The sequence below is a fragment of the Sandaracinaceae bacterium genome, assembly GCA_016706685.1.
Classification (GTDB): domain Bacteria; phylum Myxococcota_A; class Polyangia; order Polyangiales; family Houyiibacteriaceae; genus JADJJE01.
Genome location: JADJJE010000008.1, coordinates 132,237 through 149,529 on the forward strand (window position 1 = coordinate 132,237; position 17,293 = coordinate 149,529).

Consider the following 17,293-nt stretch of genomic DNA (forward strand, 5'->3'; position numbering starts at 1 on the left):
ACAACGCCCACGCCCACGTTCACGTAGAGACCCCGTCGTGGAGATCCACCAAATCCCCACCTTTCGATCCCGCAGGCCGCGCCCGTCAGGGAGCGGACTTCCGCTCCTGCAGAGGCCAGGGATGCTGCCCCGGGTTTCAACCCGGTGTGCCAAATGACCCTTGAAACAAGCCACATTGCCGCACCACACTACCCGCATGTTCACCCAATCCCAGCCCCACCTGATGGCCCTCTACAACCGCTGGATGAACCAGCGCATGTATGCCGCGTGCGCCACCCTCACGGACGCCCAGCGCAGCGAAGACCTGGGGCTGTTCTGGAAGTCCATCGAGGCCACGCTCGAGCACCTGGTCTGGGCGGACTCCGCCTGGATGGCGCGCTTCGAGGGCGCACCCATCCCAGCGCCACCTGCCGCGGGCACCCCACCGCGCACCTTCAGCGAGCTGACTCAGGTTCGCGAGGCCCTCGACGAGCGCATCCTGGCGTGGACGACCACGCTGACCCCCGAGTGGCTGAGCGAGCCGAAGACGTGGACCAGCAAGCTCTACGGCTTCACCCAGACGCAGCCGCACTGGGTGCTGCTCACGCAGTTCGGAAACCACCAGACCCACCACCGTGGGCAGGTGCACGCCGCGCTCACGCGCCTGGGCGTCGACATGGGCCCCACCGACGTGCCGCTGCTGCCCGAGCTGCAGGACTGAGCTGCGCGGAGGGCAGCGAAGACAATATCCTGGCCGCTCGCGTCAACGACGGAGCGCGGGCTCCCGGGTAGATTCGCTGCATGGAACAGAAGCCCCTCGTCGCACGGTTTCGCAGCATCGATGACATCTCGCCGGGGGACATCCTGGCCATGCACGGGTTGTTCTCCGGCTACTACGAGAACACCGACATCGCCACCTTCATCGCCGACCTGTCCAAGAAGTCGGGTGCGATCTTGGTGCACGAAAAGGGCGGCGGTCCGCTGCGCGGGTTCTCCACCATCACCACGCTGCCGCTGCCGGAAGCCGGCGAGAACGCCATCGGCGTGTTCAGCGGCGACACCATCCTGCACCACGAATACTGGGGCGACCGCTCGCTGAAGGACGGCTTCGTGCGCTACATGCTGAAGCTGAAGCTGAGCAATCCCCTGCGGCGCGTGTACTGGCTGCTCATCTCGAAGGGCTACAAGACGTACCTGCTGATGGCGAAGAACTTCGTCGAGTACTACCCGCGTCACGACCGCCCGAACGACCCGAAGCTCGAGCGCTTGGTGCGCGCGTACTGCGACCAGCTCTTCCCGGGCAAGTACGACGCGAGTGGCAAGGTGCTGGACTTCGGCGACACGTCACAAAAGCTGCGCGGCGAGGTGGCCCCGATCACCACGCAGGACCGCCTGCGCGAGCCCGCCATCCGCTACTTCGAGGCGCGCAACCCCGAGTGGGAGCGCGGCGTAGAGCTGCCCTGCATCGGCGAGGTGTCGTTCTCCCTGCTGATGCCCTACCTCGACAAACAGCGCCGGCGCAGCAGCACGCCGCCCGCGCTCACCGAGTCGGAGTCCTACGCCGCGATGGCGCACATCCCGAGCGCCCAGCAAGACGCGCGCAGCGCGGAGCGGGTCTGGCCACGAGCCGGCGGCATGTCCTGACTTTGCCGCGGTCGCGTTCGGGAACGGACGCGGCCGCGGGTCCTTGCGGGTGTGTCACCGACGATTTCGAGCCTGATTCAAGGCACATTGGGCACCCCGGACTGAAGTCCGGGGCAGCATCCCAGGCATGGACACAAGCGGAAGTCCTCCCCCTTCGGAGGAGGACTGCGTTCACGAAAACCAGCGGCCTCTCGGGTCCACCCTCGAGTGGTCTGTGGACCATCGGTAGAACGCGGCGGGTCTTGCCAGCCACGCAGTCCTCGCCCGCAGGGGGAGGACTTCCGCTCCTGACAGGGCCTGGGATGCTGCCCCGGGTTTCAACCCGGGGTGCCAATTGCCCTTGTTTTCAAGGCGATTCGACCGCTCGCCCTCAGTTCACGGCAGCCATCTGGAACTCGCGCGGCGTCACGCCCATCCAGCGCTTGAACGCGCGGTGGAAGGCGGACGGCTCGGCGAAGCCGAGGGCGTAGGCGACCTCTTTGATGGAGCACTGCGGGCGCTGGAGCGCGTCGCACGCCAGCTCCTGGCGCGCCTCGTCCACCAGGTCGCTGAAGGTGCAGCCCAGCTCGGCCAGCCGGCGGCGCAGGGTGCGCGAGCTGAGGCCCAGCGTGGACGCCACCGCCTCGTTGTCGGGGCGGCCCAGCTGGATGTTGTACTTGAACGAGTCCTTCACGCGCAGGCGCAGCCGGTCCTCGGACTGACGCTCGCCCAGCAGGCGCTCGGCCTTCTCGCACATCATCTGACAGACCCAGGGGTCCGAGTGGCGCTGGCCCACGTCGAGCGCCTTCCGGTCGAAGACCAGCTCGTTGCGCGCGGCACCCCACTCGAGCGGCATGCCCATGAACTCCTGCAGGTCACACGCGTCGGCCGGCCGGGGGCCGCTCAGGCACAGCGTGCGGATGCGCGCGTCCGGACCGAAGAAGTGGGTGTTCAGGCGCGACGCCACGTACCCCAGCAGCAGCTCGGTGGCGAAGCGGCTGGCACCCGACTGCAGGTCGGGCTGCACGAAGCCGAAGCGCGCCTCGTCGGCGTCCTCGGTCAGCTCCCAGCTGGCACCGTCCACGACCAGGGACGCATAGCGCTGGAAGAGCGTGAGCGCGTCCCGCAGCGTGCGGCTGTTGACTAGCACGAAGCCCACCAGGTGCGCGGCACCGGCGGGGGCGTGGTAGCCCGCGTGCAGCCCGGCGGCCGGGTCGTCCAGCAGGTCGAGCGCCACCAGGATGAGCCGCTCGTAGTCGGCCAGCGCCAACTCGCCACGCGGGTCGTCGAAGCGGGAGGCGGGGAGTTCAGCGCGGTGCAGCAGCTGATCCACGGCTTTTCCGCGGCGTTCGACTTCACTGACAACGGCTCGGGCGAGTGCGATGGACACGTACATGGGTAAACCTCACCCCATCGATGCCGCCCGGGCGCCGAACCGGCTCAAAAAAAAAACTCCTCACAAAAAGTGAGCCGCTTTTGGGGCACCGCGTCATTAATCGAACGTGCTCTCTTCCGTGCCGCAGCTCCGCGTGGTTCCAGCGTCCCCAGGGGATGCGGGCTCCGCGCGCGCGCCGGACGACCCGCCGCAGGGGGACCTGGGGGCTCTCTACACCCGCTATGCCTCCTATGTGGGCGCCATCGCGCTGCGCCTGACCGGGCGCCCCGACGAGGTAGACGACCTGGTGCAGGACGTGTTCCTGGCGGCCCACAGCGGTCTCAAGCGGCGCGACAGTGACGCCGAGGTGAAGGGCTGGCTGGCCACGGTGACGGTGCGGATGTCGCAGCGGCGTCTGCGCCGGCTGCGGCTGCGGGGCTTCTTCGGGCAGGATGACGGGGCACGCTTCGACGACCTGGCCGCCCCTGGCGCCAGCCCGGAGCAGAAGGTGCTGGTGGCGCGCATCTACCGCGTGCTCGAGCGCGAGCCCGTCGCCAACCGGGTGGCGTGGATCTTGCGCCGAGTAGACGGACACAGTGTGACGGAGGTGGCGGCGCTGTGCGATTGCTCGCCCGCCACCGCCAAGCGGCGCATCGCAGCCGCATCGATCGCGATTGAGGAGGTGCTGGGCCGTGGCTGAAGCAAAGACGGACCTCACCGAGGCACTCGAGTGGGTACAGGAAGACTGGAGTGACGAGCGTCTGCGCCGTGGACGCGTGGCGCTCGAGCGCGCCGCAGACCGGCGTCGCAGGACGCGTCAGGCGGCGGCGGCCAGCGGTGCCGCGCTGCTCGCGGTGGCGGCCAGCGTGGTGGCGTTCACGTGGCCGCGGGAGCGTGGCGACCTGCTGGCGGGCTTCTCGCCCATCGGGATCATGACCACGAGCGCGGAACTGGACGCAGACGTCCCGGGGGCCTTGCGTTTCCATGATGGGTCCATGGCCATCCCGCTCGGCACCGACACGGCCATGGCCACCAGCCTGGACGAGCCCAACCGCGCGGGCCTCGAGCTGCTGGGCGGCTCGGCGCGCTTCGACGTGATCCCACGGCCGGCGCGGTCGTTCGACGTGCAGGTGGGCACCGTGCGCGTGAGCGTGCTGGGCACGCGCTTCGACGTGCGTCGGCAGGCGCGCCACGTGATGGTGCACGTCATGCGTGGGCGGGTGCGTGTGCAGTGGCTGGGCGGGGAGCGCATCCTCACGGCCAGCCAGAGCGGGCTGTTCCCGCTGGAGCTCCCGGGCGCTGGCGCGGGCGCAGACGCGGGGGTCACCAATTCCGAGGCGGCTGCTACTGCGCCGGAAGAGGTGGCGCCCGAGTCCGAAGAGTTCGACCTGGACTTCACGCTGGACCCCCCCGAGGAGCTGTTGGGTGCCGAGGGCGAGGCCAGCGCCACGGAGCGCGAGGGCGGCGCGGGCGCTCGTCCGGGGCCACGCGACTGGCGCACTCTCGCCCGTGCTGGCAGCTACGACGACGCCTACGAGGCTTCGCGTGGCGTCACGGTGGGTGACTCCATGACCGACCTGATGCTGGCGGCCGACACCGCGCGGCTCACGGGCCACCTGGGCGAGGCCGTCACGCACTTGGAGCGCGCCATTGGGCTGCATCCCAGTGACCGACGCGCCCATCTGGCAGCGTTCACGCTGGGTCGCGTGCGGCTCCAGCAGGGGCAGCCCGCCAACGCGGCACGCGCCTTCTTGCGTGCGCAGCAGCTGGACACTGGCGGGGTGATGCGCGAGGCCGCGCTCGCCCGCGAGGTCCAGGCGCACGCACGTGCAGGGAACCGTGACGCAGCGCGTCGTCGTGCCCAGGCCTACCTCACCCAATTTCCGACCGGACGACATGCCGGGAGTGTGAGAGCCTATGCCAACGTTCCGTGACGCCTCCCCCCGTGATGCCCTCGAGGCGAGCGCCGCTCGCTAGCCTCGTCATTGGCTTCCTGCTCATGCTGAGCATGCCCGCGTCTGCCCAGCCCGCGAGTTCACCGCGGGGTGAGACCGTGGACCTGCAGATCACGGTGGCGCCCTGTGTCGCGCACTTGGAGCAGCGCCTGCGAGAGATCATCGCCATCGAGCTGCGCACCACCGCCCGCGTGGACGAGCACGCCGCGCTGACGCGCTTTCACGCATGGGTGCGCTGCGTTAGCGGCGGTGTGCTGCTGGAGGTGCGGTCCGAAGACGGCGAGGCCGAGGCGGCCCAGCGGCTGAGCGCGGCGGCCATGCGTGGTCCCGACCCGGCGCGCACGATAGCGCTGTCGCTGGTAGAGCTGCTGGAGCCGGCGCTCACGGAGGCGGAGGCGGAAGCAGAAGCAGCGGGTCGCGCAGCCGCGGCGCGCGCGGCCGAGGCTCGTGCGGCCGAGGCAGCACGAGAAGCACAGCGCGAGGGCACCGGCGACCTCGAGTCGACCGACTCCGAGGCACATGGTCTCCGCACCTGGGGCCTCGCCGCCGAGCTGGCCTGGCGGCTGCCCTCGGCGAGCCACCCGCACATGGGCGGCGTGCGTGTGCGGGGGTTGCGGGCGCTCACGGAACGCGTCCGCGTGGAGTTTGGCGGCCAGCTCGAGCGCGGGAGGCAGCGCGTGTCGCTCGGTCGCGTGGCGGTCACTGCGCTCGCGCTCGACTCGAGCGTGCTGGTGTCGGTCGTGAGCGGCGGCGCGGCCACGTTCGCGCTGGGCGGGGGCGGTCGCCTGGGTGGGCTCTTCTGGCGTGGGTACCCGAACGCGGACGACGTCGCATCCACGCGGCTCCGGTCGGCCCACCTGGAGCTCTTCGCGCGCGCGGTGGTGGACTGGCACATGGCGCACCGCTGGGCCCTGCGCGTGGACCTCGAGGCGACTGGCGTGCTGGTGGGGAGCCGCGCGGTGGTGGTGGACAACGCGGTGTCCCGCGGCGTGACGGTCTCGGGCTTTCGCGCGGCGCTCGCGCTGGGGGTGGTCCATGCGTTCTGACCACCGTGCGGATGCGCGCGGGTCGCAGATGCTCAGCGCGCTCGTGCTGGTGGCGCTCGGCGTCGCGGGCTGCATCCAAGAGGGCGTCGTGCTCGAGCGCGGCAACGTGGACGGGGCCGTCACGGACCAGGGTGCACAAGACGGAGCCACCGACCAACCCCTCATGGACGGCGACGTCCTGGACACCGACGTCCCCGACACGAACGTGGCACCGGACGACGGGGTGGACGCGGGCCCCGCCGGGAACGTCACCATCCGCCTCACGGGCTTCAACGCCTACGCCGGCATGACCATCCGCGCGCGGCTCGGCGCGCTCTCCGGCACCGTCGTGAGCGCGGTCATCCAGGCTGACGGAACGGCCATCATCGTGCTGAACCAGATCTTCACCATCCTCAACTCCACGTACTTCGAGTCGTACGTGGACGTGGACGGCTCGGGCTCGTGCAACCCCGTGAGCGACCACCTGGCCGCCGCGAACGTGATCCTGGACCGCAACGGAGACGACTACGAGGTGGACCTCGACGAGTCGGACACCAACTCGGGGCTGCTGGGCTGCCTGGTGCTCAACTGATGGGTGAGCTCATCGTCATCTTGGCGATCCTCGCGTGCACCGCAGGGCCACTCGTGCTGGTAGCAGGGCTGATCGTCATTGGAGGACGGCGTCGTCGAGAGCGAGAGCGCGCCGCCGCACTCCGCCGGGGTGATGGAGACCACGCCAGCTGAGCGGATCGTCGGTCGATCTCATGGAAGGTCGAAGACGTCGGCGAGCGCGCACTCCGTCAGCCCAGCCTGACGCGTAGCGTAGCGGAGAATCGTGGCCTTCGATGAGCGATCCGCGCCAGGGAGCGCGCTGAGCGCGGCACGGGCGTGATGAGACCGAAGGCGGCAGAGGTAGTGGGCCATGACGCAGTCGAGCGTCGTCGCGTTGTCGCGCCCGTCATGAAAACAGGTAGGCACGGCGCTCGGCGCATCGCAGAGCAGCATCATGTCGTCGCGCAGATGAGTCCCTATCGAGCACCACGGCGGCTTCTGAGTAGTCACCGCTCGTGACGCTCTCGCTGCGTTGACTCGTTTCCTCCCTGCAGGCCGCAACCTCTTCGGGTGTGGCCGGGGTCAATGTGGCTGGAGGCGGCGCCACCGAGGTCGAGGCCTCCACTTCAGGCTCGCTCGTGACTGCCGCAGGCTCGGCTGCTTCCGGAGACGCACCACCGCAGCCGAGCCACGCGAGCGTCGAGAGCATGAGGAGCGAACCCCATTCGAAGCGCATGAGCGAGTGCTACCAAGCCTGACCTCCTTGAAGCAAGCGCGCTTCACTCGATGCCGCTGCACGGATTCTCCCAACGTCAGTGTCGAGATCGCAGCCCCACGGCTCCACTCTCCTCGAGTAAACGCCTCACGGGCAGATGGCCTGGGCGCAGGTGTTGCAGGTCACGGTGAAGCCACTCGGGGCGCAGCGGTCCTCACCGGGGAGGGGACAGGCTTCGCAGAGACAGGCCTCGAGGGCGGCCCCGTCGCACGGGTCGTCCACGCACACGTGCTGTTGGGCGCCGCCCTGGAAGATGGCGCAGATCTGTCCGTCCCCGCAGGCCACCCCGTCGCAGTCGACGGGGCATGGAACGGAGCTCACGTCCCAACGCGCGAGCGCACAGGTCGCGGTGACCGCGCCCGCCGCGTCGCAGCGCAGCCAGTGGCAGGACATGGGGCTCGAGCACGCGGCCCCGTCGGCAGGCGGGTCGACGGGGCAAGGCACCTGCGCCCCTGCGTCGGCCGGAGAGCTCGCCCCGCCGGTGCAGGCAACGATCGCCAGGTGGGACATCAACAAGAGCGCGCGGCAGCTGGATGGCATGGTGAGGACGACAGGGTAGCGGACGCAGCCATCGCCCCCCATCCCGAGTCGGCCTATGCTGCCGGCGCTATGCCCCGTCACCGCTTTACGCGACTCCTGCTCGCCTCCGCGCTCCTGCTCGCTCCCACGTTGACCGCGCTCGGGTGCGGTGGGGCGCGCGGCGCGGCCGGAGGGACCACCCAGGCCAGCCAGGTGAGCTCCACGCGGCCCTTGGCGCTCGAGAGCCTGGTCTCACCGGAGGCGTCGGCGATGGTGCGGGTGGACGCGCGCGCGTTCTTCGCGAGCCCGCTGGTGGTGCACGTCGAAGAGCGGCTCGCGTCGTGGTTCGCGGAGACCGAGCAACGCGGCGACTTCGAGGTCGCTCGCGACCTGGCGCACCGCACCGACGAGCTGGTGGTGGCGCTCTCGCGTGGACCCGAGGGCTCGGGGGACGAGATGCTGCTCCTCGTGCGCGGGCGCTTCTCACCCGCGGACCTCGGTGTGCTCGGCGAGGACCTCGCAGCCAGTGAGCACGCGGGGCATGCGCTGCGGGTGGAGCAGGGCTGGGGCCTCGCGCTGGTCGCGGACGACGTGCTGGCCGTGGGGCCAACACAGCTCCTGCACGACGCGTGCGACCGCTTCGACGGGCGGCTGCCCCGCGGCCCTGCCTCGCACCCCGCCCTCGTCGAGGCCCTCGCGCGGGCGGAGTACGGCCAGCACACCGTCACGTTCGGGGTAGTTGCGCCCGAGGGCTCCGGCGCGGCGTCCGAGGACCCCATGAGCGCGGTCGAGACGTTCGACGGCTACTGCGACGTGGTCGACGGCCTGCGGTGTGAGTTCGGCGCGCTGGTCTCGGGGCCTGCCCAGGTCGCGCCGCTCCGTGATCAGTGGCAGGGCGGCATCGACGAGATGCTCGCCCTGCCCGCCCCGATGGAGCTGCCGGGCTCGGTGAGGACTGCCCTCTCGAGCATCACCTTTCGCACGGAGCCCACGCGCGCTGGTGGCCGTGGTGGACTTCCCCGAGACCCTCGCGCGGGACGCGCTGGACGCGTTCGTGATGGGCTTGGCGAGCGCCGTGTTGAGTGGGATCGTGGGTGTCTCGGCACCGGCGCCCTCACTCCAGCCCTGAGGAGCGCCACCGACTCAGCCTCGCTTCACTCGACGCAGCCGCACGGGAAGTAGGTGCGGATGAATGGGCGGAACGAGAGCTCGCCGGAGCTCGTGGAGAAGCCACTGCCTGCGAAGGGCTCGGTCCAGGAGTAGGGCGCCGCGTAGCAATAGTCGGGGGCGCGAGCGAGCACGAGCACGTCCGTGGTGCGCTCGATGGGGATGCCCGTCACGGGGTGGCGCTCCACGCTCCATGGCGCCTGCGCCATTCGTGCACCGAACGGCTGGGCGTCGCGCGCGAGCCAGGCCCGCCCAGCTTGTTCTAGGACGGCGCGCTCGATGGCCGGCTCGGAGCTCCCCGCTGGCACGCAGAGGGCTGGGTTGTCGCGCTGGATGACCCCGGCGGGAGTGCGCAGGGTGAACGTCCCACGCGCCACCACGGGGCCCACCACCGGGTCTCCGGCAGCGCCGTCGGGCGGATTGACCATGGGGATGACGCTCATCGTGATGCGGTGCGTGCTGCCGGGCCGGAAGAGGCCCGCCGACCAACCGCGCGCGACCAGCTCGCGCAAGACCTCCGAGCCGGGAACCACCCCGGCCGCGGGCGTGGGGTTGATGAACTGCCCGCGCCAAGTCGTGTACATGTTCCGCTCCGACCACTCGCCGAACGGCAGGAAGGTGGTCTCGATGGCGCGTCCGTCGACCTCGAAGCGAGCGCGGTACTGGATCCCGGCGGCCACCTGCAGACGGTCGTTGCTGACCCCTGGGCGCCCCATCATCGCGTTGACGGCCGAGCGGTCCATGTACACGCGGAAGAACATCCCCGCCCCGAGATCGAAGGTGTCGGCCAGCGAGCTCGGCTGGATGGCGTGCACGGTGAAGTCCTGCCGCGTGAAGACCACCTCGCCCACGTGGGCGCGGTGCATCTCGTTCAGGATGCCTTGGTCTTGCGCCGGCAGACTCGACGTCGCCGGGGGGGGTTGGGAGGCCTGTGGGGGTGACGCGGCAGCGGCTTCACGCGCGTTGGCGCGCTCGCGATCCCGCGCGCTTGGCCCGGAGCGCTGACCGAGCGTCGGGAGCGCAGGAGAGGCGACTACGATACTGAGGAGCAGGGCTCCGAGGAGGCGATGACGTCGATTCATGCAGATGATTCCGAGGAGGGGCCCGCCCGAGGCGGGAGACGCTTCGCAGCCACTGGCTGCGTCTCCCGAGGTCAGTGGCCGCGCGACACGAATCGATCACCACCCGCGTGCGATTCGCGCAGACCGACGTAAGCTCCCGGCGCAGGTCCATGCGCACCCACACTCGCTTCTTCCTCGTGGACCAGTTCGCCGTCCCCATCGTCTTCAACTTCTTGCTCAACGGGTGGCTGGCGTCGCAGCTCTTCGCGCACCTCCCCGCCGTGCCGCTCTGGGGGGCCGAGAGCATCGGGCTCGACACGCTGGCGACCAGCTTCTTGCTGCCCTTCCTGACGTTCGTCATCACGGCTCGGGTGCTCGGCTTTCTCGTTCGCTGGGGCAAGGTGGAGCCCCTCGTCACCCTGCCGAGTGGGCACTTGCCGAGCCGGCTCGTCGACGCCCTCGCTCGTCAGCGCGCCTCCCTGTCGGGGGCAGGCTTCGGTCTGGCCTGTGCCGCCACGCTGGGGTCGCTGACGCTCGTCGTGTTCCGCGTGCTGCGCGTCGAGTCCCTCGAGCTGCGGGACTTCTTGTGGTTCAAGGCGGCGTACGCAGCGCTGCTGACAGCCTTCGTCTCGGTCATCATCGCCTGGGCGTGCCTCATCCGGATCTCACGGGAGGCCGGCGCCCATGCGCCCGTCTCGGACAACCACGCCGGCTGAGCTCCGCCGAGAGTGGCCCGGGCCCTGCCAACGGCTCGTGACTCCGCTAGGCTGTTGGCCTCATGCAACGCACTCTGCTCTCGCTGCTCTGCTCGCTCTCGCTTCTCCTCGGCTGCTCTGAAGCGCGCACGGAGCAGCAGGCGGAGGGCAGCGGCAGCGGTGGCGAGCAGCTCGCGACCAATGTGAACGACGAGGACGAGGAGGGGACGACCAGCAGCGGCGAGGAGGTCGCCTCCGAACCGGACACGGCGCGGTCACCGGGTGCGTGTCCTCGGTCCTACGGCGACCAGACCCCCACCTGCGCGGCAGACGACTTCCCCTCCGACTGCACATACCCCGAGGGAACGTGCGGCTGCCGTCAACCCACCTACTGCGGTGGCGCCGCTCCGCCGCCCATGCCGCGGACCTGGGTCTGCGAGGCTCCATCGGTGCCCTGCCCTGCGGCCGGCACCCCGTGCTCGGGCCCCGGGCGGTGCAGCAACCAACGGTGCGGCTGGCAGGGCGTGGCCTGTGAGAACGGCGTCTGGACCCCGTACTTTCAGTCGCCGCCCCCCTGACCTCACGGCGTGAAGAGGAACACGCGCAGCTGCCCGTCCGGCGCATCGTGCGTGGTCACCACCAGCACGCGGTCGCGGTAGGCGAACGCCCGCACGTGCGTGGACTCGAAGGGCAGCGTCAGCTCGCTCGCGGCCCACGTGTTGGTCTCCGTGTCGTACACCTCGATGGCGCGCGTGCTGGTGGCGTCCTGGCCGCTCACCACGCTGCCGCCCACCAGCACCAGGCGCTCGCCCAGGGCCACCAGCTGCGGGGAGAGGCGCGTCTCGCTGGGGCACGCCATGGGCGCGAAGTCGCGCGTGGTGAACGAGAACACCTCGCACTCGCTCACCAGCTGGAAGTTGTCGCGCATGCCGCCCACCAGGAAGAAGCGCTCGCCCAGCGCCTCGCCCCCGAAGGCCCGCCGCACACGCGGCAGCGCAAAGCCCGCGTCCGTGAACGCGGCGCCGTCCAGCGCGCGCTGCTCCACCGTGGTCAGGTGCTGGAACGCGGCCATGCCCTCACGTGACGGGTCGTAATTCAGGCCCCCCATGACCAGCAGCTCGCCGCTGGGCGCGCGCGTCAGCGCGAACTGCGTGCGCCCGAGTCCGAGCGCAGGCGCCGGGCTCCACGTGCCGGCCGTCACGTCGTAGACGAACGACTCGTTGTGCGCCACGGCCTCACCGCCCGCGTCGGGGATTCCGAAGCCGCCCACCGACACGAAGTGCGTGTCGTCGGTGGCGATCACCGCCATGGTCTGGCGGTTCTCGGGATACGGCTGCAGTGGCTCCCAGCGCAGCGTGGGCAGGTGCAGGCGGCGCGCGTCGTGGCTGAAGTTCTCGGGCGCGAAGTCGTGCTGGCCGTGGCTGGTGTTGCCGCCGAAGAGGTACAGCCAGTCGTCGAGGACCACCATGCCCTGGCGGTTCTTGGTGGGCCCCGTGTAGTCCACCGTCAGCAGCACCGGCTCGGGCGCCGGCCACACGCGCTCCACGTGCGGGATGCGGTCGTTCACGTCCATGCCGGCGGTCCCGCCAATGGCGAAGACCTGCCCGTTCACCGCCACGTTCTGGTGGAAGAAGCGCGGGAAGAGCACGCTGCCCGCGCTGCGCCAGGCCGCCTCGCCCGGCGTGAGCACGTGCACCACGCCGTCCATGCCGGTGACCACCACGTCGTTGCCCACGGCCGCCGCGGCCGCGCCGAAGGGCGACGCGGGCAGCTCGGGGCCACGCGTCCAGCCTGCGTCACGTGGGTTGAAGAGGTGCGTCACTCGCTGCGGCACGCCGATGGGGTCCATGCCGCCCACCACCACCAGCTGCCCGCTGGCCGCGGCCACGCCCACGCCGCGCAGCTGGAACGGCGCCTCGATGGAGCGCCAGCCCATGTCGGCGTTGCGCAGGTCCAGCGCTTCCACGGTGGTGGCCCAGCGCGCCGTGGCCGGGTCGTGGTCGAGATCCCAGCCCCCCGCCACGTACAGCACATGGTCCAGCACCGCGGCCATGTGGCTCGAGCGCGGCGTGGGCAGCGGAGGCAGGTTCGTCCAGCGGCCGCTCGCGATGTCGTAGCGCGCCACCTCGTTGGTGGAGCGCAGGCGGTCGGCTGCCTCGTCCGCGTCGTCCGGTGAGTGCTGCGCATAGAGGCCGCCCACGCGGATGAGCGTGCCCTCGTGGGCCACCAGCGCCGCGCTCTGCAGCCCGCGCTCGAGGCCGGCCAGCTCTTCCCACGCGCCGCTCGCCACGTGCAGGCGCCCGAGGCTCGCGCTCTGGCCCTCGGCCGTGTAGTGGTGCGACTCGCCGCGGTAGCCGCCCAGCACGTAGAGGTGCTCGCCCCACGCGGCCGCGCCGAAGCTGGTGACGGGCGCAGGCAGGAACGCGTGTGGGCCGGACAGAACGCGTGCGTGCTGCATGACGGGGCTCATGCGCACGGCACGCTGCGCGAGGTCTGCCGGGGTCTCGGCGCGAGGCGTGCTGGACGCACACCCTTGCGGCGCGAGCGCGAGCGAGAGCAGCAGCGCGGTGGTCTGGACGGCACGCAGCGGGGTCTTGTGGATCAGCGAGTGGGGAGAGTTCATGGGGGTCTTGCGTGAGTGGTCAGTGTTGCAGTGGGAGAGGGTCATGGCGTCACTCCTCGAGCCCCGCGTAGCGCAGGGTGGGATGCCCGGAGCCACCGGCTCCGTCGTAGTAGTCGTCGATGGCCAGCTTCACGAAGCCGCCCGCCGAGGTGCGCAGCACGAAGACGCGCGCTTTGGGCGAGAGCACGTGGGTGACCACGTCGTAGGCGTACCAGGGGTCGAGCCCGCCGGAGAACACGTAGTCGGGCAGCGCGTCTTCGTCTTCGCCGTCGGCCACGTCGGTCACGAATGCGGCCATGTCGGGCGCCTCCACCACGTCGAAGGGCTGTCCGTCCACCGCGGCCACCGTCACGCCGCCGCTGCCGCTCACCCCGCCGTTGACCACGATGTGGAAGCGTCGAAAAGCCACGTCCCAGACCGCGTCGTTCAGCGGGTCGGCTGGCATCACCTCGATGCGCGCGTCGAGGTCCACGTAGATCCACTCCTCCGTGTCCGAGGCGTCCACGCGCAACGTGCCGGCGGTGGCGCTGCGCTCCGTGAACGCCACGTGCAAAGAGACGAAGCCGCCGCCCAGGTCCACGCTGCCCAGGTCACCCGCGTCCAGCACGGGACCACCCGCGTCACCGTTGTTGCTGGGAGCGATGTCGCCGCACGCCGCGGCCCCCGCGAGCATGGCCATGAACAGGCCGCCGCCGACCAGAGACTCGAGGAAAGAAGTGGATGAGATCGGGGTCATGGTCACGCTCGCTCGTCAGTAGTCCACGCTCAGCCCCGCGTAGAAGCCGCGAGGACGAATGCTCAGGTAGCGGCCACCGGCGCCCGCCAGGTTGTCGGCGCCCACGAACAGGCCCACCAGGTCGCCCACGCGCTGCTCGAGGCGCACGTCCAGCGACAGGTACAGGTCGTCCATGACCTCCTGGTCGTCGCCGTTGGCGTCGGTCTCGTAGAACGGCCGCTGGCCCACCAGGGAGCCACGCACCGTGGCCGAGAAGCCTGCGTCCGCGTGGCTGTACCGCGCGCGGAAGGTGCCGCGATGTCGCGAGCGCCCCGTGAGCCAGCGGTCACGCTGGAGGTCACGCGCGTCCAAGAACACATAGGCCACCTGGAGATCCAGCCCCGGCACGGGACGCACTCGCAGCGACAGCTCGGTGCCCTGGGTGATGGCCGAGCTGGTGTTCACGTAGGTGTAGACGACGTTCGCCTGCGTCTCGTCGAGCGCCGTGTCGATCAGGTCGTCGATCTGATTGCGGTACAGCGACGCACGCACGGTGACCCGCGCGCTGGGAGTCCACTCGCCCTCGAGCTGCATGCTCCAGGACGTCTCGGGGCGCACGTCCGGGTTGCCCACCACGCGATAGCCCACGCTGGGGTTCTCGAACGTGAGGTACAGCTCCTTGAAGTTGGGCGCTCGAAAGCCCCGCCCCACGCTGGCCCGCAGCACCAGGCGCTCGTGCGGGTCGAGGCGCACCGCTAGCTTCGGCGACGGCACGGTGCCGAACTGCGAGTCCACGTCCACGCGGAAGCCCGGCGCAATGGTGAAGTTGAGCCCGCGGTGCACCAGCCACTGGTGCTGCGCGAAGGGCGACGTGCGCGTGCGCCGGCCCACGCGGCTCAACCGGTCGGCCACCAGCGACTCCTGCTGCACGTCGGCGCCCAGCGTCAGCGTGTGGCGCGAGTCATCGCTCACGAAGGTGTACTGCGAGCTCACCTCACCGAGGCGCTGGCGCGTGTCCTGGTCCAGGTCCTCTTGCGCGCTGCCACGCTGGTCCAGCACGAACTGGTCGACGAACTGCGTGAAGTACACCTGCGTGGCCAGCGTGCCCCGCGTGAACTCGGTGCTCAGCGTGCCCGCCACGCCCAGCTCGTCGATGCGGTTGTGGCGGTCGTACACGGCGCCCGTCGCGCTGGCATCGATGCCCAGCATGTCGCGCCGAGACACGCGCAGCCGCAGGCCGAGGTCGCTCTGCCGCACGCGCTGCGAGAGCCGCAGGCTCCCGTCGTACTGCGTGATCTCGCTGCCCGTCGTGGCCACATCGGAGCGGTCGAGGTCGTAGGCCCCCACGCGGTGCACGCTCGCGTCCATGCGCGCGCGAAAGCCTCCACGCCGCACGCCCACGCCGAGCCCACCGTCCAGCGTGGTGCCCGCGAGGGCATACGGCTCGTAGGTGCCGAGCGAGAGCCTCCCGTCCAGCGCGAGCGGCTGGCTGGCCCGTCGCGTGATGATGTTGATGACGCCGCCGTGCGCCGCGCTGCCGTACAGCGCCGAGCTGGCGCCGCGCACGATCTCGATGCGCTCCACGTCCTGCAGCGAGAGGCGCGTGAGATCGAGCGCGCCATCCGAGCGCCCGATGACGGGCTCACCGTCGATCAAGATGAGCGTGTGCTGCGGGTCGAGCCCCTGCATGCGCACCGTGGTGCCCTGCAGCGCCGGCACGATCTCGATGCCGGGCAGGTCCTCGAGCGCTTCGGCCACGTTCTCGGCGCCGCTCTCCACCAGCTGCGCACGCTCGATCACCTCGGTGCCCACCACCGCGTCGCTGCGCCGCTCTTCGCGGCGGCCGGCGGTGGTGACGGTGATCTCGTGAAACTCGTCCTCCTCGGGCACGGGCTGCTCCGCGGGCACCGTGGGCTCCTCCGGCGCACCAGCACCGCGTTGCGCAAGCACGGTTGGCGCGGGCGCGAGCCACGCTCCGCCACATGCCAGAAGGCACGTGGCACACGTCATGGGGAAGGAAGGACGCATGGCGAAGACCAGCTCTCAGAGCACCGGGGCGACGCTTCCGGCCGTGGTCGCCGCGGTCGTCGACATCCACAGGGTGGTCGCGTTGCCGCTGCCGAAACCGGGCGCGGCGCTGCGGTACAGGTAGATGTAGCTGGGCAGCGTGTGGTCGAGCGCACCCACCACGGGCTGCATGGCCCCGTCCTCGAACGCGTTCACGACGGCGAAGGCGTTGGCGGCGGTGAGGGTGGCGCTGTCCTCGCAGTCGGCCTCGTTCACCCCGTCACGCCACAGCACGAAGTAAGGCGGGGTGGCCTCTCCGCCATCGTGGATGTCGAAGCACACGGTGCTCGCCGTGGAGAGGAACGCGTAGTCCCCCGTGGCCTGCGTGGCCGCGCCGTGGAAGCCGACGTCGAGGCGCGGCCCGCCGATGTAGAACTGCGCGCGCAGCTGGCCAGCGCCCGGCCCCACAGGACCCACGCCCGTGTTCGCAGGGGCTGGATAGCCCACCAGGAACGACACGGTGCCGTGCATGGCCTCGGTCATCAGGCCAGTGATGCGCACGTGGCGGACCGGGGCGTCCAGCTCGCAGAGCGCGACGTAGCGCGCAGTCGGCGACGCGCTGAGGTCCGTCACCGTGCAGTCGGGCGGCGGCACATCTTCATAGGCCACGGCGGGTGTGTCGCTCAGCGTGACCACAGGGGTTTGGGTGCCACCGCTCTGGTAGAAGTAGACCCCGTCGTCGTCCAGCGCGCCGGAATTGGGCGCCCAGACGTGTCCGTAGCGATTGGCAAAGGTCAGCGTGCTGCGGTCTTCGCAATCGGCACCGTGTTGCCCGTCCAGCCACAGCACCACGGCGGCACGCGTGCTGGCAGAGCCCGGGTGCACGTCGAGGCAGATGGTCGAGACGGCGTTGATGAAGTCGTGCGGCCCCTCGAAGCCCACCGAGTCGGGCCCGAAGTAGGCGCCCAGGTCGGGCGGCGGCTGAGGCTGACCACCCCCGTAGAGCTGGAGCTTGAACTGCCCCGCCGTGAGCGCGGCCTGCGGTCCCGCCGCGTCGGTCAGCCCCAGGAACAGCTGCGTGGAGGCGTGCGCGCGAGCTGCGGTCAGCCCCACGATGCGCACGTGGCGCACGGAGTTCTCGAGCGGACAGATGGCCACGTTCTGAGCGCCGGCGCCCACCTGGCTGGCGACGCACACGGGCGCCGATGAATCTTCATCGATA

Annotated in this window: 16 protein-coding genes; 9 read left to right on the top strand and 7 right to left on the bottom strand. The window is 70.4% G+C overall.

The window, feature by feature from the left end:
* The first annotated feature begins 223 nt into the window (after positions 1-223).
* Together IPI43_12040 and IPI43_12045 are read left to right on the top strand one after the other, a co-directional pair.
* Complete coding sequence (locus tag IPI43_12040; protein ID MBK7774845.1) at positions 224-700, top strand: DinB family protein; 477 nt, start codon at positions 224-226, stop codon at positions 698-700.
* Between the two features lie 80 nt (positions 701-780).
* Positions 781-1,623, top strand: a complete 843-nt coding sequence (locus IPI43_12045; protein MBK7774846.1) for a hypothetical protein — start codon at positions 781-783, stop codon at positions 1,621-1,623.
* A gap of 370 nt (positions 1,624-1,993) precedes the next feature.
* Here the strand turns inward: IPI43_12045 and IPI43_12050 are convergent, their stop codons facing one another.
* On the bottom strand, positions 1,994-2,935 hold the full coding sequence (locus IPI43_12050; protein MBK7774847.1) for an AraC family transcriptional regulator: 942 nt from the start codon (positions 2,933-2,935) through the stop codon (positions 1,994-1,996).
* A 169-nt stretch (positions 2,936-3,104) separates the two neighbouring features.
* On the opposite strand from IPI43_12050, the gene IPI43_12055 reads away from it, so the two are divergent.
* The 4 genes from IPI43_12055 to IPI43_12070 are packed head-to-tail and all read left to right on the top strand — an operon-like array spanning position 3,105 to position 6,549.
* Positions 3,105-3,677 carry a sigma-70 family RNA polymerase sigma factor gene (locus IPI43_12055; protein ID MBK7774848.1) on the top strand — a complete coding sequence of 191 codons (573 nt, stop codon included), beginning with the start codon at positions 3,105-3,107 and terminating at the stop codon, positions 3,675-3,677.
* Positions 3,670-4,911, top strand: a complete 1,242-nt coding sequence (locus IPI43_12060; protein MBK7774849.1) for a FecR domain-containing protein — start codon at positions 3,670-3,672, stop codon at positions 4,909-4,911. The genes IPI43_12055 and IPI43_12060 overlap by 8 nt, the downstream gene beginning before the upstream one ends.
* Positions 4,908-5,978, top strand: coding sequence for a hypothetical protein (locus tag IPI43_12065; protein MBK7774850.1), 1,071 nt, complete (start codon positions 4,908-4,910; stop codon positions 5,976-5,978). The genes IPI43_12060 and IPI43_12065 overlap by 4 nt, the downstream gene beginning before the upstream one ends.
* Positions 5,968-6,549 (top strand): hypothetical protein, encoded by a 582-nt coding sequence (locus IPI43_12070; protein MBK7774851.1) that lies wholly within the window; start codon positions 5,968-5,970, stop codon positions 6,547-6,549. The genes IPI43_12065 and IPI43_12070 overlap by 11 nt, the downstream gene beginning before the upstream one ends.
* Before the next feature lie 822 nt (positions 6,550-7,371).
* Here the strand turns inward: IPI43_12070 and IPI43_12075 are convergent.
* The gene (locus IPI43_12075) at positions 7,372-7,824 is read right to left on the bottom strand and encodes a hypothetical protein (GenBank protein ID MBK7774852.1); all 453 of its coding nucleotides are present in this window, start codon (positions 7,822-7,824) and stop codon (positions 7,372-7,374) included.
* A gap of 69 nt (positions 7,825-7,893) precedes the next feature.
* Between IPI43_12075 and IPI43_12080 the strand changes: the two genes are divergently transcribed.
* On the top strand, positions 7,894-8,985 hold the full coding sequence (locus tag IPI43_12080) for a hypothetical protein (protein ID MBK7774853.1): 1,092 nt from the start codon (positions 7,894-7,896) through the stop codon (positions 8,983-8,985).
* Here the strand turns inward: IPI43_12080 and IPI43_12085 are convergent.
* Complete coding sequence (locus tag IPI43_12085) at positions 8,958-9,836, bottom strand: hypothetical protein (GenBank protein ID MBK7774854.1); 879 nt, start codon at positions 9,834-9,836, stop codon at positions 8,958-8,960. The two genes, IPI43_12080 and IPI43_12085, sit on opposite strands and share 28 nt — an antisense overlap.
* Before the next feature lie 365 nt (positions 9,837-10,201).
* Here IPI43_12085 and IPI43_12090 point away from each other — a divergent pair, with 365 nt between their 5' ends.
* Positions 10,202-10,747 (top strand): hypothetical protein, encoded by a 546-nt coding sequence (locus tag IPI43_12090; protein ID MBK7774855.1) that lies wholly within the window; start codon positions 10,202-10,204, stop codon positions 10,745-10,747.
* Between the two features lie 62 nt (positions 10,748-10,809).
* On the top strand, positions 10,810-11,304 hold the full coding sequence (locus tag IPI43_12095) for a hypothetical protein (protein MBK7774856.1): 495 nt from the start codon (positions 10,810-10,812) through the stop codon (positions 11,302-11,304).
* A 2-nt stretch (positions 11,305-11,306) separates the two neighbouring features.
* On the opposite strand, the gene IPI43_12100 is transcribed toward IPI43_12095, so the two are convergent.
* The 4 genes from IPI43_12100 to IPI43_12115 form a co-directional block, all read right to left on the bottom strand.
* Positions 11,307-13,394 (bottom strand): hypothetical protein, encoded by a 2,088-nt coding sequence (locus IPI43_12100; GenBank protein MBK7774857.1) that lies wholly within the window; start codon positions 13,392-13,394, stop codon positions 11,307-11,309.
* A 4-nt stretch (positions 13,395-13,398) separates the two neighbouring features.
* Positions 13,399-14,085, bottom strand: a complete 687-nt coding sequence (locus IPI43_12105; protein ID MBK7774858.1) for an HmuY family protein — start codon at positions 14,083-14,085, stop codon at positions 13,399-13,401.
* A gap of 15 nt (positions 14,086-14,100) precedes the next feature.
* Complete coding sequence (locus IPI43_12110) at positions 14,101-15,972, bottom strand: TonB-dependent receptor (protein ID MBK7774859.1); 1,872 nt, start codon at positions 15,970-15,972, stop codon at positions 14,101-14,103.
* A gap of 135 nt (positions 15,973-16,107) precedes the next feature.
* Positions 16,108-17,268 carry a hypothetical protein gene (locus tag IPI43_12115; protein ID MBK7774860.1) on the bottom strand — a complete coding sequence of 387 codons (1,161 nt, stop codon included), beginning with the start codon at positions 17,266-17,268 and terminating at the stop codon, positions 16,108-16,110.
* Between the last annotated feature and the right edge of the window lie 25 nt (positions 17,269-17,293).

Excerpts from the sequence above, each read along its gene's own strand:
- IPI43_12070 (MBK7774851.1), top strand. The coding sequence starts at position 5,968 with ATGCGTTCTGACCACCGTGCGGATGCGCGCGGGTCGCAGATGCTCAGC.
- IPI43_12090 (MBK7774855.1), top strand. The coding sequence starts at position 10,202 with ATGCGCACCCACACTCGCTTCTTCCTCGTGGACCAGTTCGCCGTCCCC.
- IPI43_12075 (MBK7774852.1), bottom strand. The coding sequence starts at position 7,824 with ATGCCATCCAGCTGCCGCGCGCTCTTGTTGATGTCCCACCTGGCGATC.
- IPI43_12080 (MBK7774853.1), top strand. The coding sequence starts at position 7,894 with ATGCCCCGTCACCGCTTTACGCGACTCCTGCTCGCCTCCGCGCTCCTG.
- IPI43_12105 (MBK7774858.1), bottom strand. The coding sequence starts at position 14,085 with ATGACCCCGATCTCATCCACTTCTTTCCTCGAGTCTCTGGTCGGCGGC.
- IPI43_12085 (MBK7774854.1), bottom strand. The coding sequence starts at position 9,836 with ATGCACCGCGCCCACGTGGGCGAGGTGGTCTTCACGCGGCAGGACTTC.
- IPI43_12095 (MBK7774856.1), top strand. The coding sequence starts at position 10,810 with ATGCAACGCACTCTGCTCTCGCTGCTCTGCTCGCTCTCGCTTCTCCTC.
- IPI43_12100 (MBK7774857.1), bottom strand. The coding sequence starts at position 13,394 with ATGACCCTCTCCCACTGCAACACTGACCACTCACGCAAGACCCCCATG.
- IPI43_12045 (MBK7774846.1), top strand. The coding sequence starts at position 781 with ATGGAACAGAAGCCCCTCGTCGCACGGTTTCGCAGCATCGATGACATC.
- IPI43_12040 (MBK7774845.1), top strand. The coding sequence starts at position 224 with ATGGCCCTCTACAACCGCTGGATGAACCAGCGCATGTATGCCGCGTGC.